Source organism: Exiguobacterium sp. s124, assembly GCF_018617485.1.
Classification (GTDB): Bacteria; Bacillota; Bacilli; order Exiguobacteriales; family Exiguobacteriaceae; genus Exiguobacterium; species Exiguobacterium aestuarii.
Genome location: NZ_JACSKH010000001.1, coordinates 541825 through 557742, shown reverse-complemented (window position 1 = coordinate 557742; position 15918 = coordinate 541825). Strand labels below are relative to the sequence as shown.

The following is a 15918-nucleotide window of genomic DNA, read 5'->3' as shown; positions in this document are numbered from 1 at the left end:
CATTGAATCGGTCCAGTTCCTCTCGTCAAATGACATCTAACGGTTGTTTCGTCGTCGGTGGTGGGAACGCCTCGTCGAGCGTCGCAACATCTTCCTCACTCAAATCGAGTAAGAGCGCTGCCGCATTCTCCTCGACGTGCTCGGCCTGCCCGGCTTTCGGGATGGCGATGACGTGTCCACTCCGAATCGTCCAGGCCAGTAAAATTTGCGCAACCGAGGCGCTATACGTCTCCGCGAGTCGATTGACCGTCTCGTTCTCGAAGACGTCTTTTTTCACATCACTTCCTTCAGCGAGCGGTGCGTACGCCATGACGGGAATTCCTTGTTCTTTCAAATAAGGAAGCAGATCATACTCGATTCCTCGACTGCCGAGGTGATAGAGCACTTGGTTGACCGCACAGTTGTGACCGTTCGGCAAGGCAAGAAGTTCTTTCATATCCTCGACGTCGAAGTTTGAGACGCCCCATGCCCGAATCTTGCCGTCTGATTTCAGCTGCTCCATCCCTTGAATCGTCTCCTCGAGCGGGGCATCGCCTCGCCAGTGGAGTAAGTAGAGGTCGAGATAGTCGGTCCCGAGTCGTTCGAGCGACTCATCGCATGCTTTGACGAGTTTTTCGCCGTACGCATTGTATGGATATACTTTCGAAACGAGGAACACATCTTCCCGTCGGTCTTGGATCGCTTCACCGACCAACTTCTCAGATTCCCCTTCCCCGTACATCTCTGCCGTGTCGATGACATGGAGTCCGCAGTCGAGCCCTGTCCGAAGCGCCTCCACTTCAGCGTCATGCTTCGATTTTTCCTCTCCCATACGCCACGTACCTTGCCCGAGCGCCCGCATCTCGCGTCCGTCTTTCAATTCGACGACGTTTTGTTTCAATGCCGCGAGTAATAAGGAATGTGGTAGTCGTTGATTCATAACGTTTCCTCCTTTGTCCATGCTTCATGTAACGGCCCCGTCGTCCCGAAGACGGGGTCAAACGTCGGCTTCTCGACTTGTTCAATGCGTTTTAAATTGTCTGGGCGTTCTTCCATATTCCCGGTCAACATGTCATAGTCGCGACCATCCGGGTATGCCCCGACGACTTGGAAGTCTGAACTCGCCTCGATACGACGATGTCCGGTCCCTGCCGGTAAGACGAGCACATCACCTGAACTGACGCGTACAAGATCACCGTTCGTTCCTCCTAGTTGAAGCGTCGCCTCACCATGTAATACGCCTAAAACTTCATGCGTGTTGCTGTGATAGTGATGATAGTCGAACACCCCGTTCACCCAGCTGTTCGTCCATTCGTTATGATTGAACGTCTCCTGCATCCCGCTCGGATCAGCAAAGACGCCACGATATAGGAGCACTGGATAATCCGGATGATTCGGAATGGATCCGTCATCTACAAACATATAAGTTTTCAAGTCCATTCTAACTCCTCCTTATCTTTGTCTCTGTACCCGACTTTAATGTACAAAAAACGGTCGCCCTTGATGGACGACCGTGAATGTTAGGAGATGACCTCTTCTCCGGACTGATCGATATGACACTCACCCCAAGCGCACATGGCGTCTAGGATTGGTCTGAGTGACCAGCCGTACTCTGATAACGAGTAAATGACTTTCGGTGGGACTTGCTCGTACACCGTACGTACGACGACCCCGTCTGCTTCAAGCTCACGCAATTGTTGGGTAAGCATCTTTTGAGTGATGTTCGGCATGAGCTTACGAAGTTCACTTGTCCGACGTTCCCCTTTAATCAAGTGACACATAATGACGACTTTCCACTTACCGCCGATGACGTCAAGTGTCGCTTCCACAGGAATATTATATGGCATATTTTTTCCTCCATTTCTTCCATAGGCACTTTTTGGTGCCTACCGCACTTTAAAGTACGTACTTCTCAAACTGTTTTCATGCCTTTATGATAGCAACTATAGCAAATCAATACAAGTTCATTTCGCTCGTAACACCCTCTTGAGACGGTAAGGTACTTTTTCGACCGTACTGAACAATAGAGGTAAGGGAAATGTCTTTGCTATTCGGAGACGAAGGGCCCTCGTCTTCCACACTATTCATTTATTTTAGGAGGAACTATTCATGAATCAACCGTACACGCAACCTGTCGAAGAACAGGCACCTAAAAATGGAGGGTTAGCATTACTCGCCCTCGCGATCAGCGCCTTCGGCATCGGAACGACCGAGTTCGTCCCGGTCGGTCTTCTCGCTTCAATCGCAAGTGATTTAAACATCGGCATCACACTCGCTGGTCTCATTATCTCGGGTTACGCGATTGGCGTAGCTGTCGGTGCACCAATTTTGACGGCACTCACAAACCGAATGAACCGCAAAACGTTACTCATGGCGCTCATGGTCGTCTTCATCGGCGGAAACTTGGTCTCTGCCATGTCGACCAGTTTTGAACTCTTAATTGCCGCACGATTTATCACCGCGTTCTCGCACGGTGTCTTCTTCTCAATCGGGGCAACAATCGCTGTTCAACTCGTACCACCGCATAAAAAAGCGAGTGCCATCGCACTCATGTTTACAGGTTTAACCGTCGCGACCGTCACAGGTGTCCCACTCGGTACCTTCATCGGTCAAGCGTTCGGATGGCGCGCAACCTTCTTCGCTGTCGCAGCACTTGGTGTCGTTTCAATCATTGCTAGCTTCTTCTTGATTCCGAAAGATTTGAAACAGTCACCACCAGCGAAGTTCTCAGATATGAAGAAATTGCTCACGAACGGTCGTCTCATGCTCGGATTCTTGATCACAGCACTCGGTTACGGCGGAACGTTCGTCGCCTTCACGTACTTGACACCAATCATGCAAGACGTGACAAAAATCAGTCCTAGTTTAATCAGTGTCGTCTTACTCGTTTACGGAATCGCAGTCGCCATCGGAAACGCGGTCGGCGGAAAGCTCGCAAACGAAAATCCAGCAAAAGCATTGTTCTATATGTTTATCGTTCACGCGGCAGTCATGATTATCATGTCGTTCATGATTCCGTTCAAAGTGGCAGGTCTCATCGCGATCGTCTTGATGGGTCTCCTCGCCTTCATGAACGTGCCTGGACTTCAACTGTATATCGTACAATTGGCTGAAAAATATGTACCTGCCGCTGTCGATGTCGCATCAGCGCTCAACATCGCTGCCTTCAACATCGGTATTGCCCTCGGCGCAACAATCGGTGGACTCGTCGCAGATTCAATCGGACTTGTGCATACCCCTTGGGTCGGTGGCATCATGGTCATCATCGCCGTCATCTTGACAGCCATCTCACGTCGTTTGGAAGCAAACTAAGGAGGACCTTATGTTCAACAATCACAAAAGCTACAATCGGATGTACCGGGAGGGCGAGCTCACGCTCGGCCTCCACATCCCTTTAGAAAATTTTAAAATGCGTACCCCGACCCTTGAGCGTCAAGTCGAGCTCTCTCAAAAAGCAGACGATTACGGCTTCACGGCCCTTTGGTTACGGGACGTTCTACTAAAAGACCCGAACTTTTTAGACCCAGCCGTCGGTCAAATTTACGATATGCTGATTTACGGAACACATTTACTCGGTCAAACGAAAAACATCGCACTCGGTACGTCTTCACTCGTCTTGCCACTCCGTCACCCCCTTCGTTCGGCGAAGGAAGTCGCAACAATTGAAGCGTTGTTCCCAGAACGATTGATTTTAGGGATCTCTTCAGGTGACCGTCGCGCCGATTTCAAAGGACTCGGAGTCGATCACCCGACACGTGGCGACCAATTCAAAGAATCGCTTCGTGTCATGGAGCAGGCGCTTTACAACAACTACCCAACCATTGACTCACCGTATGGGGAAGTCGAACAAGCAACACTAGTTCCACGTCCGAAAAAACGAATTCCGACGATGATCACCGGGTTCGCGCAACAAGACATGGACTGGCTTGGGGCAAATGGGGACGGATGGATGTATTATCCGCAAGCACCTTTCGCACAACAGCAAGTGCTCGACGCGTGGCGCGCGAGCGGTGAGGCGCATGGTCGCAGCTTCCGTCCTTTCTCGATGCCGATGCATCTTGATCTGACGCTTGACCCAGATGAGCCGCCGACACCGATTCGTCTCGGATTCCGACTCGGTCGCAACCATTTGATTAAATTGCTCGAAGCGTACCGTGCCATCGGAGTGAATCATCTCTTCTTTGCCCTCTTCGACGGAGAACGTCCGGCTGAAGAAGTCATCGATGAATTAGGTGAATATGTACTTCCGCATTTTCCACCCCTTGTTTAATACAGATCCTTCATTTTGCGGAATGAAGGATTTTTTTATACCGATATGGGTAAAAAATAATGACTTATAGAAAAGGAGAATCCCTATGACTACACGAAACAAAGAAGTCGATAAGATCGAACTCTTTTTTGATTTAGTATTCGTCTTTACCTTTATTCAGTTGACGTTAAAATTAGAACATCATTTAGACTTTCACACGTTTTTAGAAGTTTTTGTCCTCCTGGCCCTCATTTGGTACATTTTCGAGGGATACATTTGGTTAACGAATACAACCGAACTGACCGAACGGAACCATCGGATTTTTCTAGCTCTCGGTATGGTGGGCTTCATGTTGATTTCAGTGGCGATTCCCGAGGCATACGGTAAAAATGGCTTTATTTTCGGATTAGGTTTTTTAAGTATCGTGGCGACCCATTCCCTCTTATTTTTGCTTCATAGTAATGATGAGACGAAAAAGGCCATGTCAACGATTGTCCCATTCAATCTGATGTTCGCCATCATCATCCTCGTCTCCTCATTGTTCAGCGGTGACGTCCGTCTCATCGTTTGGGGAATCGTCGCAGCAGTAGCCGTCCTTGGACCGCTCGTTCAAAGAAACAAAGGACAATTTGCGGTTTCTCCATGGCACTTCCTTGAGCGACATTACCTCATTTTGGTCATCGCGCTCGGAGAAACGATCGCATCGACCGGTCGCGCTGCGATTGATGAGGATTTAACGACTGATGTCATTTTAACCATGATCATTGCGCTCGGTCTGACCGTGCTCTTATGGTACTCCTATGTGAAAGATGATTCAGAACGTGAAGAAAAGTTCCACAGCATGGATATCGACCGCCGCGATCAGGCCTCAAAAGCTGGATTCTATTGGTCTCACTTTGCGATGTTCCTCGGCATCATCTTACTCGCCGTCGTGAAGGTTGCAATCATACACGATCCGATGCAGACACTTGATTTGGCACATCGCATCACACTGTATGTCTCCATTGTCTTGTTTGGATATGGCGTGATTTACTTCAACCGTCTGTTCTTCAAAGTGTCGTGGAAGCGACTCGCAGTTCTCGCAGTCCTGCTCGTCATTCCATTGGTTGTACCATATTTACCGGCAATCATCTTGTCGCTCGTCATCACCTTCATTTACTACATTTCAATCATCGCCCCACTCCCGTTCTTAAAAACAAAGCAGAAAGAAACATAAAACAAGCCAGAACCGCGAGTCGGTTCTGGCTTGTTATTTATCGGACTTCATTCTCGAGTTGTTTCAACTTTGTCGAGTAATACTCGATGATGTCACGGCGTCGGATAATGCCGATGAAATATTTGCCGTCATCGACGACCGGCACGAAGTTTTGATCCGTGATTGCATCGACGAGCTCTTCGATTTGAGCCGTAATCGATACCGGCTTATAGCGAACGCGTTGCTTGATATCTTTTAGACGTGTCCGGAGCACTTTTTCATAATCTTCTTCCCCACGAAGTTGTTCTGCGAGTGCCCAGAGCAAATCCCCCTCTGTCATCGTCCCGGCGTAAAATCCGTTCTCCGAAACGAGTGGGACAGACGTGAATCGATGATGCTTCATCTTTTCAAGCGCTTGTCGTACCGTTGATTCGGGGTCCAAATATTTGACGTCTTCTTTCGGGTATAAAAAGAAAGCGATGTTCATTTAAATCTCTCCTCAATCTGTTAATCCACCCCGTTATTGTACCATGAATGGCAAGACAGGTTGAACTAAATCCATGTTCCTATCTGTAATCATCCCCTTTCTCCTAAACGACACAAAAAAACATCGTGATCCTTGTCACAGCGATGTTTCGGTGATTCAAAAGAATTGGAAGGGAACTCCAATTGATTTATACCCGTTTTAGTTGGTTCTTATCCATCCAGACATACAAAAGGGCCCCTTTAGGAGCCCATAAATTATTGAACAAACTGCAACAGTGTATCGTTAAATTTCTCTCGTTCATCGAGCACGGTGCCGTGTCCGCTCTCTTCGAAACGCTCAATCCGAGCGTTCGAAATGCCTTGCTCCATCTGTTCTGCAAACTCAAATGGACAGATTTTATCATGTACGCCGTGAATAATTAACGTCTCTACGTCAATCTTCGGCAAGGCATCGCGCAAATCTTCGTCCCGGAGTGCCTGTGCCGAGGCAATCGTTCCGTGACTCGAGGCCACGAGTGCGAGATGGTGGAACCAATTCTGCATCGGTTTCGAATGTTCTTTCTCAAAGAAGATTTCTCCGAACCCTTCGAGCATTTTCGGTCGGTCGGCTCGCGTATCTTCAATCAACGCGTCGACTTCTTCCGTTGTCATGCCGTATGGATAGTCTGAACGTTGTGTGAAAATCGGTGCTGCCGCTCCCGCTAAGACTAACTTTTTGAGTCCATCCTCTTTATAGTCGGCTGCGTAGCGGACTGCAATCGCACCACCCATTGAAAAACCAACGAGCGTGAAGTCTTTTAAGCCAAGCCCGTAAACGACCATATGCACATCAGATGCCATCGTCTCATAGTCATACCCTGTCGCCGGTGCATCAGATTTCCCGTACCCTCTGAAGTCGATTCCGATATAGCGATAGCCGGATTCGATTAACGCATTCTTCTGATATTCGAACATGTTGTTGTTCGCAGGCCAACCGTGTAAGAAGACGATCGGCTCCCCAGAACCGACATCCTCCACGTATAAATTCGTACCGTCATGTGCTGTAATATATCCCATCATCCAACCTCCATAGTTTTGATTAATCGTAAATACTCACAACCTACTTGTTCCCGTTTCCGAATCCTAAAAACCTTCTCATGTGTCACGCCAGAGCGATTCCCCTTTTAAATACCCTTCAACGGCCTTCGCTCCATCTCGTAACACGGCTTCGCGCCAACTTGGGTCGTCCGGATAGAACATTGCCATGAATTCGTTTTGAATTCCATTGCGCGCTTCGGGATCTTTTGTCCCTTCAAAATAGAGACGATTTTCTAAAATGATTGTCAAAAATTCTCGAATCGAGGCTTTCGTCGACGTGCCGAACGTCCCAAACTCGAATAAAGCGGAGACGAGTCCTTTGTCGGGATATTCCGTATCGCGTACGTAGTAAAAGTGATTCGTCGAGTCCCCGAGCACCTCGTCCGGGTCATATACGTTGACGTTGTCGAGGCCGTACGCTTGTTTCAACTCATCTTCGGTTCGACCGTCCCGTTTACTGATGACCATCGTCACCTCGTTTGTCGGACCGAGCGCCGTATGCCAGTCCATATGCACGACTCGTTCATAGCGCTCGAGTAAATCGTGTTGAATCCCTTTCAAGAAGACGGCGGATGGTTCATCCGAGTCTCCGCCATAGTACACACCTTTCGGGAATTGATACTGCCCCATCCCTTTCGCCCCACTCATTGCCTTAAATCCGTCGAGCTTAATCCCAGAACCGAGGAACGAATAAATTTGTTCACGCGCTTCATGGTAGTCGTCAATCACTCCGTCTGGAACGAACAGATGTCGCATCAATTCATACTCACGGTTGACGTTATACGGCACCGATTCACGGTCAATAACATAGTTTCGGTTCAAATCGACATTATGCTCATTGACACGTCGGAAGTGTTTCATTCCCCAAGGATTGACGGCATGAATGAGACAAATGCCTGTCGTCTCATGTCGCACATGAGGCAATTGTGTTTGCACAAATTGATGCGTCACCGCAGCACCTGCATATCCTTCGATCCCATGTTCCCCAATCGTCATGAGAAGGATGGCTTTCCGCTCTCGTTTTGGTTCCCCTAAGATGATGTCGATGCTTCCGTCCCCGATTGAGTGCGTTAACAGCTCTGCTTTAGGATAATATCGTTTCACCTCAGATAATAAATGTTTGAACTTTTCTCGCGATTCTTCATAGGATGATGAAAAATACTGGGTCATCGCACTCTCCTCCAATTCTTTTCTCTCTACACCATTCCCATCCTAGTGCAATCTAAAAACGCCTTCTGTAAAAGAAGACGTTTGCTGTCAAGGCGTTCGGATTCGTTTCGTATGTTGCCGTCGGAAGGCCATCACATAGAAAATCGGACCAATCAAGACGGCACCGAACAACCAATAGAGACCCGCGTTTGCATATAATCCTTCAAACGACCGAAACACCCAGGCGAGAACCGTGAACGCGACGATCAACTCGACGGTCCATAATAATCCTCGGCGAACCGCTAGAAGAATCGTGTTCGTTTTTTGGGAAAAGGCTGCGACGAAAGCAATTAGAAATGCAGGAAAACTCGAGAGCCACAACATGCGATTGAGCGAGGACTCGGCAAAATACGTGTTTCCGAGAGAGACAGTGATGAGGAAGTGAACCAAAATAACGAGCAAGACGACCACCCATCCGACGAAAACATCCCGTTCCATTTTTTTCATCACAACCAGCTCCCTTTCTAAAGAGTTGAATACTAATATTTACCCGCTTTTTCAGCCTTCTCGCCTGATTCAACTAAAAAAACGCACTCTGCTCGCAGAATGCGTTCCATGTATTATTTAACCAACTCCCAAGCCCATGCTTTCGCACGTTCAAGTTCGCCTGCTTTCAACATTTCCGTCTCCCCATCAACCAAAAATGATTCTTTTCGAACGTTCGTTGCGCCTTTTTCAATCATTTCCCCTTCGACGCGGTTCACCGCATGACCGAACCAGTCGATGATTTTACCGAGAATCGGATTTTGTTTTTCTTTGACGACACTTGTATCAAACGCGGCCGTCCGCTTCCCGCGAAGCGCGTTGTCTGAGATTCCGTCTAGAAACACTTTAATGTCCTCCGTCTCATACCCGCCATGCGTTGGTGAGCCGATGACGACAAGATCGACATGAGCCAAGTCGCCGAGCCCAATATTCAACACATGTTCCATACGCGCTTCATGTTCTTTCGACAGCTCTTCCTGCATCGCATGAGCAATCTTTTCTGTATGCCCATACAAGGAATCAAAGATAATCAAAATATTCATGGTGAATCCCCCTTTACCGAACTTCTCTTTATCTCCCTTCCCATTTCAGCGTTCGTTCATGCTTCTTTTTTGTACAGTGAACTTCGCTTAAAGAGCGTCCAACTCACCAGAACAATACCGAGTACGAGCAAAGCATAGCCGAAGAATTTAATAAAGTCGCTCGTGTGGTAGGGAGCCCTGAATCGGTATTCCGCCCGTTTCCATTCCGAACCGTCTTCAACCGCAATGACGTCTTCAACGGCCTCCCCATCAATTTCACGATAGGCCGTTCCAATCGGATATCCATTCGAGGCATTCCCGTAATAACGCCCTGTCTCGTCGTTGACCGTTGTTTCCACTTCACCGATCACGTCACCGAGCGAATCCTCATCGATTGTCGTATCGAGCACTTCATACACATTTCGTTCAAACACGACAAACGTATACGCCCAGGAAAGCGCAGACACAGGAAGTGCAATCGATAATGCGAAAAGAGTCAGGAAGGTCAGTCGCCTCATTTGAGGCTCCAGACGAACGTTGCCGTATCGCTCACATCGATATCATCAGGCTCGATTTCTGGCATCCGTGATTCGGAATAGACAATCTCCTGACTATAGAGGACGTTCGTAGGTGAGAAGACATGAATCTCTCCCCACGTGTAGTCAATCTGTAGCAAGTCTCCTAACGTTGCACCTGCGCCTTTCGCGAGGAGCGTTGCTCGTTTTTTCGCATTTTCTGCAGCATTGACCAATAACTGATCTTCAATCGCGTTCGGGTCTTTCATTGTAAAGCGAATCGAGAGTGTCGGATTCGCCCGAGATTGACTGATTTGTTCAATCGCGTCCGATAGTCTGGACGTGTCGAGTGGAAACTCAAGTTTCGTCTTCTGTTTACATACATAACCTACAAAGCGTGACCGATAATTATTATGTTTATCGTGATACCGTTCATACTCCGTATCGATGGAAAAGTCACTCGTTTTCAAGTCCGCCTTCTCAAATCCAGCGCGAACGATGGCCTTTTGAAGCTGCGATACTGAAGTCGCTGCCTCCGTCATCGTCTCTTCATAACGCGCCGCTCGTAAGACGAGGTCCATGTGAATCACAATCAAATCTGGTCGAGATGAGACATTCCCTGTTCCTTTTACGGTGATTGTACGTTCCATATCGTTCGCCCTCCTAATAATATGAGATGTAGATTATTCTGATGCTTTAAATCGTGAGACCATCCAACGTTCTATTTCATCTAAAGAATTCATATCTTGTAACGACGGATAGGCTTCCCTTTCAAATAGCAGTCCGCTCGGAGTATCTAAAAACAGATAACGTTCCCCGTCCGGAAAACCGTAATCCGCAATATCTTTCAGTCGAAGCGTCTCTCCGTTTTGTTCCCAGATGAATTCGTCATCATATGGAATCGGCATAAAGATGCCCTCCATCCCTTGACGTACGTGTGAGATGACGTCAATATGCTCTGCCTGTTCCGCTCTTCCGATTGCATCGGCACGAACGACCAGTTCTTGTCCAGTTTGCACATCGCCATGATACACATCTGACACTTGTATGGTGAGAAGCGACTGATATTCGAGCTCTCCGTTAAAATCAATCTCGATATGCCGGATGTTCTCGACCGTTCCTTTGACTACGACCGGATTCCACCGCGAAAAAAGTTCATCTTCTGTCATGTCCATCAAGTTTTCTTGAGAAGTACCTTGTCTTATTTCTGATTCATCGATGATGTGAACCGAGTTTGCCGTTGAATCCGTGGATAACGGAATACGCTCATTCCAAATATTCGATGTGAAGAGCATGAATCCCGCAGCGACGGCGAGTACCACTCCTGCCCCCCATTTGAGTCGTTGATAAGGTCTTCGCTCTATCACCATGGATTCCTCTATATGGTGGTCATCCACTTCACCTAGTAGTTGAAGTAATTTTTCGTGATTCATACTTGAATCCCTTCTGATTTGAGTACACGCTGTAACGAATCACGTGTTCGCTTCAGCTTCATTTTGACATGACTCTCCCCAAGTTGATGGTTTTTCGCAATTTCTTGAATGGAGTGAAGGTAAAAATAGCGTTGCATGAAAATCAACCTTGTCTGTCGAGGAAGGTCTGAAAGAAATGCATTCAACAGGTCGACGATCTCTTCGTCTTTCATCGATTCCGTGAGGACATGTTCCAATTCTTCATAGACGAGCGGCACTTCTCCACCACCCCGTTTTTTCGCATGATTCTTCTTATAACGCTGCAGTGCGAGATTTCGTACAATCTTTGTCAAATACGCCCCAAGTCGAAACGGACGCGTCGGCGGGATCGACTCCCACACTTTCATGTATAAGTCGTTCAAACACTCTTCCGTATCTTCGTGATTTTGTAGGATATTATAGGAGACACGACGACAATAGCTCCCGTATTTCTTCTTTGTGGCGACAATCGCATATTCGGATCGTTCCCAGTACCAATCGATGATGACCTGGTCATCCATCTATTTCCCCCCTTTTCTTACTCCTCACTTATATAGATCCCGATACAACGTCATTCGTCACAACAAGCTAAAAAAAACTCGTCATAGCGACGAGGTATTTAAACGATGATCTATCATTTTTTCCAAATCGATACGGCAAGCCCTCCGACGTAGCCAACCATCGCTCCGCTCGCAATACCATATGTCAGCTGTATATCGAAGAAGAACGAGAGGATTACACCGAGTGTCGTCCCCGCAATCAACCCAAAACAAATGATACAGTCCTTCCATTCTCGTGAATCCATCTGGCTCCTCCTTACCAATCCGTTCAATCTGACGACTTCATTTCCCCAATTGCTTTAAGACCTTTTAACGTTCTCATTTTCCATGTGTGATGCTGGACAGCATAGGCCAACATCGCAACAACAACAATATTTAATAGGATTGTCCATTTTGCAACCGGATTCGAGAAGTTCGCTAAGACGACCACAAAATTGGCGAGCAAAACGGTTCCGTACAGTTGTATGATTCGTGTTTCACGCTGAATCATCGAGTCAAAATCTGAATACAATTGGAACGGTCCGTCGCTCGTTCGCTTTCTTAAAAAGACCCAGCGATAGGATGTGTCAACGACCTCAATCCCAACTTCAGTCATGAAAGCCATATAAGCTTTCGAATCGGGATGAGAGGGAAGTTCTCGTAACAATTCAATTCGATATGTATACATCCCTGGTTCGACTGAACGAAAGCGATATCGCATGAAGCGAAACGACTCGAGGGCCCATCCCTTTTCCACCATCTCGTTGAGCCATTTCTCTTCCTTCTCATAATCAACAAATATACGATAGACCGTTTTCGTCTTCATGTGTCCAACTCCTTTGTCCATTCATGACCGTGTCGTACCAATTCTTCTAGTCGCCTCAATTCTGTCTTAAGTGCTTCTCGACCAGCATCGGTAATTTCGTATTCCTTTTTCCGAGCCGTTCCTTCGAGTGCCTGAATCCATCCGCGCTCTACGAGACTACTAAGGGCACCGTATAACGTACCTGGTGCGAGCCGGACTCGCCCTTGACTCAGCTCCTGGACAAATTGCATCATCCCATACCCGTGCCTCGGAACTTGCAAGGACAATAATATATAGTAAACCGCTTCGGTTAATGCACCTGTATTCGACTGTTGTGTCACGTATCCGTCTCCTCTATATCGTAGTTCGTTATATCGCCATCCGATATATCAAAAATATCCTATTTTTGGTTATGGGGCAAGAGAAAATACCAAGGAAATAATTCCTTGGTATTTCTTCATGATTCATCAAGCTCAGTCGAAACGAATTCATACTCCCGTTGACTCGGAAGCACTTCTTTCTGTTTCTTCGGAAACGTAGCGTCGAACGCCTCTACTTCCGCTTCTTCCACTTCCATGCCTTCTGTGAATACCGCGATACCCCGAACCCCCTCTAGCGCCCCTTCGTATAAAGGTAACACGAGCAATCCTTTATAGTACTGTCCGTCCGGCATTGAGATGTCATATCGCTTCCCGCCTACAAATCCATACGGCTCATAATGATACGGATAGCCGAGTGTCAGGATCGCACGATAGCCAAGCGACTTTGCATGCTCGATCGAATGCGTAATGAGATGTCTGCCAAGTCCTTGTCGGTGGTACTTCGGGTCGATGAAAACCGGACCGAATGTGATCGTATCAACCGACTCTTCTCCGTCTACGATTTTCGAATTCGAGTAAAAAATCCCGCCGGCCAGTTCTCCGTCCACCTCGATGACCCATGACAATTCGGGCAAGTAATCTTCATGTTTTCGCAGTTGATGAATCGCATAATGCTCATGACATCCCGGGAAATATAAGTTCCAAAACGCTTCCCGAGCAATCGCTTCGACGCGACGTTCATCTTCCTGTCTTTCTTTTCGTATGTTGAACATTCGCCTCACTCCTTTCCAATCATTATACAAAAAAGGTCCAGCTTTCGCTGAACCTGATTGTTTATTCGGCAGCCAGCGCCGCCTCTTCTTCATGATATTTCTCTACGAAAGCATCAAGCAACGCCCGTACCTCATCTGTCGATTTTGTTTCCATCAGATTATGACGGAGCTCGCTCGCCCCGCGGAATCCTTTGACATAAATCTTGAAGAAACGGTGCAAGTTCGAAATCGAACGTGGCACGTCCTCTTGGAATTTGTCTTGAAGGTCCAGTTGCAGACGCAATAGATCAAGATGCTCTTCCATCGAGTGCTCGCGTGGTTCTTTCTCAAACGCGAACGGATTTTTGAAGATCCCGCGACCGATCATGACACCATCGACCCCGTATTTCTCAACGAGTTCGAGGCCCATTTGACGGTCGAGGATGTCCCCATTGATCGTGATGAGCGTATCCGGTGCAATCTCGTCACGGAGTTTCACGATGTCCGGAATCATTTCCCAATGAGCGTCGACTTTACTCATCTCGTTGCGCGTGCGCAAGTGAATCGACAAGTTCGCGATATCTTGCTTCAAGAGATGCGTCAACCAGTCGCGCCACTCGTCGAGCTTCGCGAAACCGAGGCGCGTCTTGACGCTGACCGGGATGCCGCCGGCTTTCGCTGCTTGAATGAGCTCAGCCGCGACTTCCGGACGGAGAATGAGGCCACTCCCTTTCCCACGTTTTGCGACGTTCGGGACCGGGCATCCCATGTTGATATCAAGTCCTTTATAACCCATCTCGGCCATACCGATACTCATTTGACGGAAATATTCCGGATTGTCTCCCCAGATGTGGGCGACCATCGGCTGCTCATCTTCCGTGAATGTCAAACGGCCACGAAGGCTACCTTTCCCTTCAGGGTGGCAATAGCTATCCGAATTGGCGAATTCTGTGAAGAAGACGTCCGGGCGTCCCGCATGAGCGACGACGTGGCGGAAGACGACATCGGTCACATCTTCCATTGGGGCAAGTATAAAGAATGGACGCGGAAGGTCGCGCCAAAAGTTTTCTTTCATCGTAAAATCAGTTCCTTTCATCCATACAGTCCAACAAAATCACTCATCTATTCTATTATGTCTGTCGGATTGTATCAACTGTTTCACCACACCGTTCGATATAATAAAGGAACAATGACAATGAAATGAGGAGAAGGAATGATTATATGGATCAACGGCGCTTTCGGTTCAGGCAAGACGACATGTGCCAAGATACTCGAGAAACAGCTACCGAACGCGTTTCTGTACGACCCGGAACAGGCCGACTTTTTCATTCGCGGTCAATTGCCGAAGAGTCTTCAACAGCCTGATTTTCAGCACCATCCGGAATGGCAGGAGTTCAACTATCAGATGCTGTTGAAGATCGCCACGTCCTTCGATGGGGTCATTCTCGTTCCGATGACACTTGTGAACGCAACGTATGTAGACGAAATCATCGGGCGGCTTCAACGAGACGGGATTGACGTACGCCACCTCATCCTTGAAGCGAATCGACGAACGCTCGTCAGACGCTTGAATAAACGATTCGAATGGTTTAACTCTTGGGGTAAATCCCAAATCGACCGCTGCCAGTCCGCATTTCAATCTGAAATTCATGCAGAAAAAATTGCAACAGACTATCAATCAAAAGAAGATGTCGCGAGAGCAGTCGCTCAGCATGTAGGACTAACGCTTTCTTCAAAATGATTCAGATTCATACATCTCTTCCACAGGCTCGTCTTCCCATCGGATGACGAGCTCGCTTGCGTGGGACAGACTTAGTTCTACTGTTTCACACGTCGTATCGGTCAACCACATGCAGCGTAATAAGAGCTGGCGATAACCATACAACTCATCGACAATCTCGAACCTTCCACTTTTGATGAACTGGCTGAGTTGTTCGATTGGACACATCGCATAGGTCGTTTCACCAAAGCGTGTAAGTGAAGAAGAGTCCCACTCTACATTCGAAATCGTCACGGTGGCACGTCCTGTCCACACCGCTTCCTTCTTGAACAAATCTCGGATTCCATCCGCAAACACGAGACGGATGGTCGAACCGATCACGGTCGCTTCTGTGATGACAGTATCACGTAAGGAAAGCGGGACGTTACGGTTTCGAATCGTATATTGTTTCATCAAATCCCTCCTTTTTGTATCTATCTTCTTCGTGAAAATTCACTTCTTACCTTTCTCATACATCTCCCATAATCAGCAATGAATTGAAAAAAACAATAATCAATTGAAAACATACTTCATTCATTCCGTTTATCAATTTAAAAATTGGTAAAATAAATATA

General features: G+C 47.5%; 22 protein-coding genes. 4 read left to right on the top strand and 18 right to left on the bottom strand.

What is annotated here, in order from left to right; all coding sequences use genetic code 11:
• Window positions 1–25: 25 nt before the first annotated feature.
• From KNO85_RS02920 to KNO85_RS02910, 3 genes are all read right to left on the bottom strand, one after another.
• Window positions 26–919 (bottom strand): aldo/keto reductase, encoded by an 894-nt coding sequence (locus tag KNO85_RS02920; RefSeq protein WP_285800884.1) that lies wholly within the window; start codon window positions 917–919, stop codon window positions 26–28.
• Window positions 916–1419, bottom strand: coding sequence for a cupin domain-containing protein (locus KNO85_RS02915; protein WP_214786794.1), 504 nt, complete (start codon window positions 1417–1419; stop codon window positions 916–918). The genes KNO85_RS02920 and KNO85_RS02915 overlap by 4 nt, the downstream gene beginning before the upstream one ends.
• 80 nt (window positions 1420–1499) lie before the next feature.
• Entirely contained in the window at window positions 1500–1826 is a 327-nt protein-coding gene (locus KNO85_RS02910; protein ID WP_214786792.1) for a winged helix-turn-helix transcriptional regulator, read from the bottom strand.
• A 262-nt stretch (window positions 1827–2088) separates the two neighbouring features.
• Here KNO85_RS02910 and KNO85_RS02905 point away from each other — a divergent pair, with 262 nt between their 5' ends.
• From KNO85_RS02905 to KNO85_RS02895, 3 genes are all read left to right on the top strand, one after another.
• Window positions 2089–3291: an MFS transporter gene (locus tag KNO85_RS02905; RefSeq protein WP_214786790.1), complete on the top strand. Its 1203-nt coding sequence runs from the start codon at window positions 2089–2091 to the stop codon at window positions 3289–3291.
• Window positions 3292–3301: 10 nt separating this feature from the next.
• A complete protein-coding gene (locus tag KNO85_RS02900) occupies window positions 3302–4249 on the top strand; it encodes an LLM class oxidoreductase (protein WP_214786788.1) in 948 nt (315 codons plus the stop codon).
• An 85-nt stretch (window positions 4250–4334) separates the two neighbouring features.
• Window positions 4335–5444 (top strand): low temperature requirement protein A, encoded by a 1110-nt coding sequence (locus KNO85_RS02895; RefSeq protein WP_214786786.1) that lies wholly within the window; start codon window positions 4335–4337, stop codon window positions 5442–5444.
• A 37-nt stretch (window positions 5445–5481) separates the two neighbouring features.
• Here the strand turns inward: KNO85_RS02895 and KNO85_RS02890 are convergent, their stop codons facing one another.
• The 14 genes from KNO85_RS02890 to KNO85_RS02825 all read right to left on the bottom strand — a co-directional run bounded on the left by KNO85_RS02890 (window position 5482) and on the right by KNO85_RS02825 (window position 14659).
• Window positions 5482–5910, bottom strand: coding sequence for a CBS domain-containing protein (locus KNO85_RS02890; RefSeq protein ID WP_012727014.1), 429 nt, complete (start codon window positions 5908–5910; stop codon window positions 5482–5484).
• 254 nt (window positions 5911–6164) lie between these two features.
• Window positions 6165–6968 carry an alpha/beta fold hydrolase gene (locus KNO85_RS02885; protein ID WP_214786784.1) on the bottom strand — a complete coding sequence of 268 codons (804 nt, stop codon included), beginning with the start codon at window positions 6966–6968 and terminating at the stop codon, window positions 6165–6167.
• Window positions 6969–7043: 75 nt separating this feature from the next.
• Window positions 7044–8156: a M14 family metallopeptidase gene (locus KNO85_RS02880; RefSeq protein WP_214786782.1), complete on the bottom strand. Its 1113-nt coding sequence runs from the start codon at window positions 8154–8156 to the stop codon at window positions 7044–7046.
• An 87-nt stretch (window positions 8157–8243) separates the two neighbouring features.
• Window positions 8244–8642, bottom strand: a complete 399-nt coding sequence (locus KNO85_RS02875) for a hypothetical protein (protein ID WP_214786780.1) — start codon at window positions 8640–8642, stop codon at window positions 8244–8246.
• A 113-nt stretch (window positions 8643–8755) separates the two neighbouring features.
• Window positions 8756–9223 carry a flavodoxin family protein gene (locus tag KNO85_RS02870; protein ID WP_214786778.1) on the bottom strand — a complete coding sequence of 156 codons (468 nt, stop codon included), beginning with the start codon at window positions 9221–9223 and terminating at the stop codon, window positions 8756–8758.
• A gap of 56 nt (window positions 9224–9279) precedes the next feature.
• On the bottom strand, window positions 9280–9720 hold the full coding sequence (locus tag KNO85_RS02865) for a hypothetical protein (protein ID WP_214786776.1): 441 nt from the start codon (window positions 9718–9720) through the stop codon (window positions 9280–9282).
• Window positions 9717–10367 (bottom strand): SIMPL domain-containing protein, encoded by a 651-nt coding sequence (locus KNO85_RS02860; RefSeq protein ID WP_214786774.1) that lies wholly within the window; start codon window positions 10365–10367, stop codon window positions 9717–9719. The genes KNO85_RS02865 and KNO85_RS02860 overlap by 4 nt, the downstream gene beginning before the upstream one ends.
• A gap of 33 nt (window positions 10368–10400) precedes the next feature.
• Complete coding sequence (locus KNO85_RS02855) at window positions 10401–11150, bottom strand: hypothetical protein (protein ID WP_214786772.1); 750 nt, start codon at window positions 11148–11150, stop codon at window positions 10401–10403.
• Window positions 11147–11689 carry an RNA polymerase sigma factor gene (locus KNO85_RS02850; protein WP_214786770.1) on the bottom strand — a complete coding sequence of 181 codons (543 nt, stop codon included), beginning with the start codon at window positions 11687–11689 and terminating at the stop codon, window positions 11147–11149. Before KNO85_RS02850 ends, KNO85_RS02855 begins: the two co-directional genes overlap by 4 nt.
• A 113-nt stretch (window positions 11690–11802) precedes the next feature.
• A complete protein-coding gene (locus tag KNO85_RS02845; RefSeq protein WP_214786768.1) occupies window positions 11803–11973 on the bottom strand; it encodes a hypothetical protein in 171 nt (56 codons plus the stop codon).
• Window positions 11974–11996: 23 nt separating this feature from the next.
• On the bottom strand, window positions 11997–12533 hold the full coding sequence (locus KNO85_RS02840; protein ID WP_214786766.1) for a DUF2812 domain-containing protein: 537 nt from the start codon (window positions 12531–12533) through the stop codon (window positions 11997–11999).
• Entirely contained in the window at window positions 12530–12853 is a 324-nt protein-coding gene (locus tag KNO85_RS02835; protein WP_214786764.1) for a PadR family transcriptional regulator, read from the bottom strand. The genes KNO85_RS02840 and KNO85_RS02835 overlap by 4 nt, the downstream gene beginning before the upstream one ends.
• 116 nt (window positions 12854–12969) lie before the next feature.
• Complete coding sequence (locus KNO85_RS02830) at window positions 12970–13605, bottom strand: GNAT family N-acetyltransferase (protein ID WP_214786762.1); 636 nt, start codon at window positions 13603–13605, stop codon at window positions 12970–12972.
• A 61-nt stretch (window positions 13606–13666) separates the two neighbouring features.
• Entirely contained in the window at window positions 13667–14659 is a 993-nt protein-coding gene (locus tag KNO85_RS02825; RefSeq protein WP_012727027.1) for a tRNA dihydrouridine synthase, read from the bottom strand.
• Between the two features lie 138 nt (window positions 14660–14797).
• Here KNO85_RS02825 and KNO85_RS02820 point away from each other — a divergent pair, with 138 nt between their 5' ends.
• Window positions 14798–15325 carry an AAA family ATPase gene (locus KNO85_RS02820; RefSeq protein WP_214786760.1) on the top strand — a complete coding sequence of 176 codons (528 nt, stop codon included), beginning with the start codon at window positions 14798–14800 and terminating at the stop codon, window positions 15323–15325.
• Here the strand turns inward: KNO85_RS02820 and KNO85_RS02815 are convergent.
• Window positions 15317–15757, bottom strand: a complete 441-nt coding sequence (locus KNO85_RS02815; RefSeq protein WP_214786758.1) for a hypothetical protein — start codon at window positions 15755–15757, stop codon at window positions 15317–15319. The two genes, KNO85_RS02820 and KNO85_RS02815, sit on opposite strands and share 9 nt — an antisense overlap.
• Window positions 15758–15918 lie beyond the last annotated feature (161 nt).

Coding starts and splice junctions, on each gene's coding strand:
- KNO85_RS02865 (WP_214786776.1), bottom strand. CDS start 9,720: ATGAGGCGACTGACCTTCCTGACTCTTTTCGCATTATCGATTGCACTT.
- KNO85_RS02890 (WP_012727014.1), bottom strand. CDS start 5,910: ATGAACATCGCTTTCTTTTTATACCCGAAAGAAGACGTCAAATATTTG.
- KNO85_RS02840 (WP_214786766.1), bottom strand. CDS start 12,533: ATGAAGACGAAAACGGTCTATCGTATATTTGTTGATTATGAGAAGGAA.
- KNO85_RS02870 (WP_214786778.1), bottom strand. CDS start 9,223: ATGAATATTTTGATTATCTTTGATTCCTTGTATGGGCATACAGAAAAG.
- KNO85_RS02850 (WP_214786770.1), bottom strand. CDS start 11,689: ATGGATGACCAGGTCATCATCGATTGGTACTGGGAACGATCCGAATAT.
- KNO85_RS02910 (WP_214786792.1), bottom strand. CDS start 1,826: ATGCCATATAATATTCCTGTGGAAGCGACACTTGACGTCATCGGCGGT.
- KNO85_RS02820 (WP_214786760.1), top strand. CDS start 14,798: ATGATTATATGGATCAACGGCGCTTTCGGTTCAGGCAAGACGACATGT.
- KNO85_RS02855 (WP_214786772.1), bottom strand. CDS start 11,150: ATGAATCACGAAAAATTACTTCAACTACTAGGTGAAGTGGATGACCAC.
- KNO85_RS02830 (WP_214786762.1), bottom strand. CDS start 13,605: ATGTTCAACATACGAAAAGAAAGACAGGAAGATGAACGTCGCGTCGAA.
- KNO85_RS02895 (WP_214786786.1), top strand. CDS start 4,335: ATGACTACACGAAACAAAGAAGTCGATAAGATCGAACTCTTTTTTGAT.
- KNO85_RS02845 (WP_214786768.1), bottom strand. CDS start 11,973: ATGGATTCACGAGAATGGAAGGACTGTATCATTTGTTTTGGGTTGATT.
- KNO85_RS02875 (WP_214786780.1), bottom strand. CDS start 8,642: ATGAAAAAAATGGAACGGGATGTTTTCGTCGGATGGGTGGTCGTCTTG.
- KNO85_RS02885 (WP_214786784.1), bottom strand. CDS start 6,968: ATGATGGGATATATTACAGCACATGACGGTACGAATTTATACGTGGAG.
- KNO85_RS02815 (WP_214786758.1), bottom strand. CDS start 15,757: ATGAAACAATATACGATTCGAAACCGTAACGTCCCGCTTTCCTTACGT.
- KNO85_RS02880 (WP_214786782.1), bottom strand. CDS start 8,156: ATGACCCAGTATTTTTCATCATCCTATGAAGAATCGCGAGAAAAGTTC.
- KNO85_RS02905 (WP_214786790.1), top strand. CDS start 2,089: ATGAATCAACCGTACACGCAACCTGTCGAAGAACAGGCACCTAAAAAT.
- KNO85_RS02915 (WP_214786794.1), bottom strand. CDS start 1,419: ATGGACTTGAAAACTTATATGTTTGTAGATGACGGATCCATTCCGAAT.
- KNO85_RS02860 (WP_214786774.1), bottom strand. CDS start 10,367: ATGGAACGTACAATCACCGTAAAAGGAACAGGGAATGTCTCATCTCGA.
- KNO85_RS02900 (WP_214786788.1), top strand. CDS start 3,302: ATGTTCAACAATCACAAAAGCTACAATCGGATGTACCGGGAGGGCGAG.
- KNO85_RS02920 (WP_285800884.1), bottom strand. CDS start 919: ATGAATCAACGACTACCACATTCCTTATTACTCGCGGCATTGAAACAA.
- KNO85_RS02825 (WP_012727027.1), bottom strand. CDS start 14,659: ATGAAAGAAAACTTTTGGCGCGACCTTCCGCGTCCATTCTTTATACTT.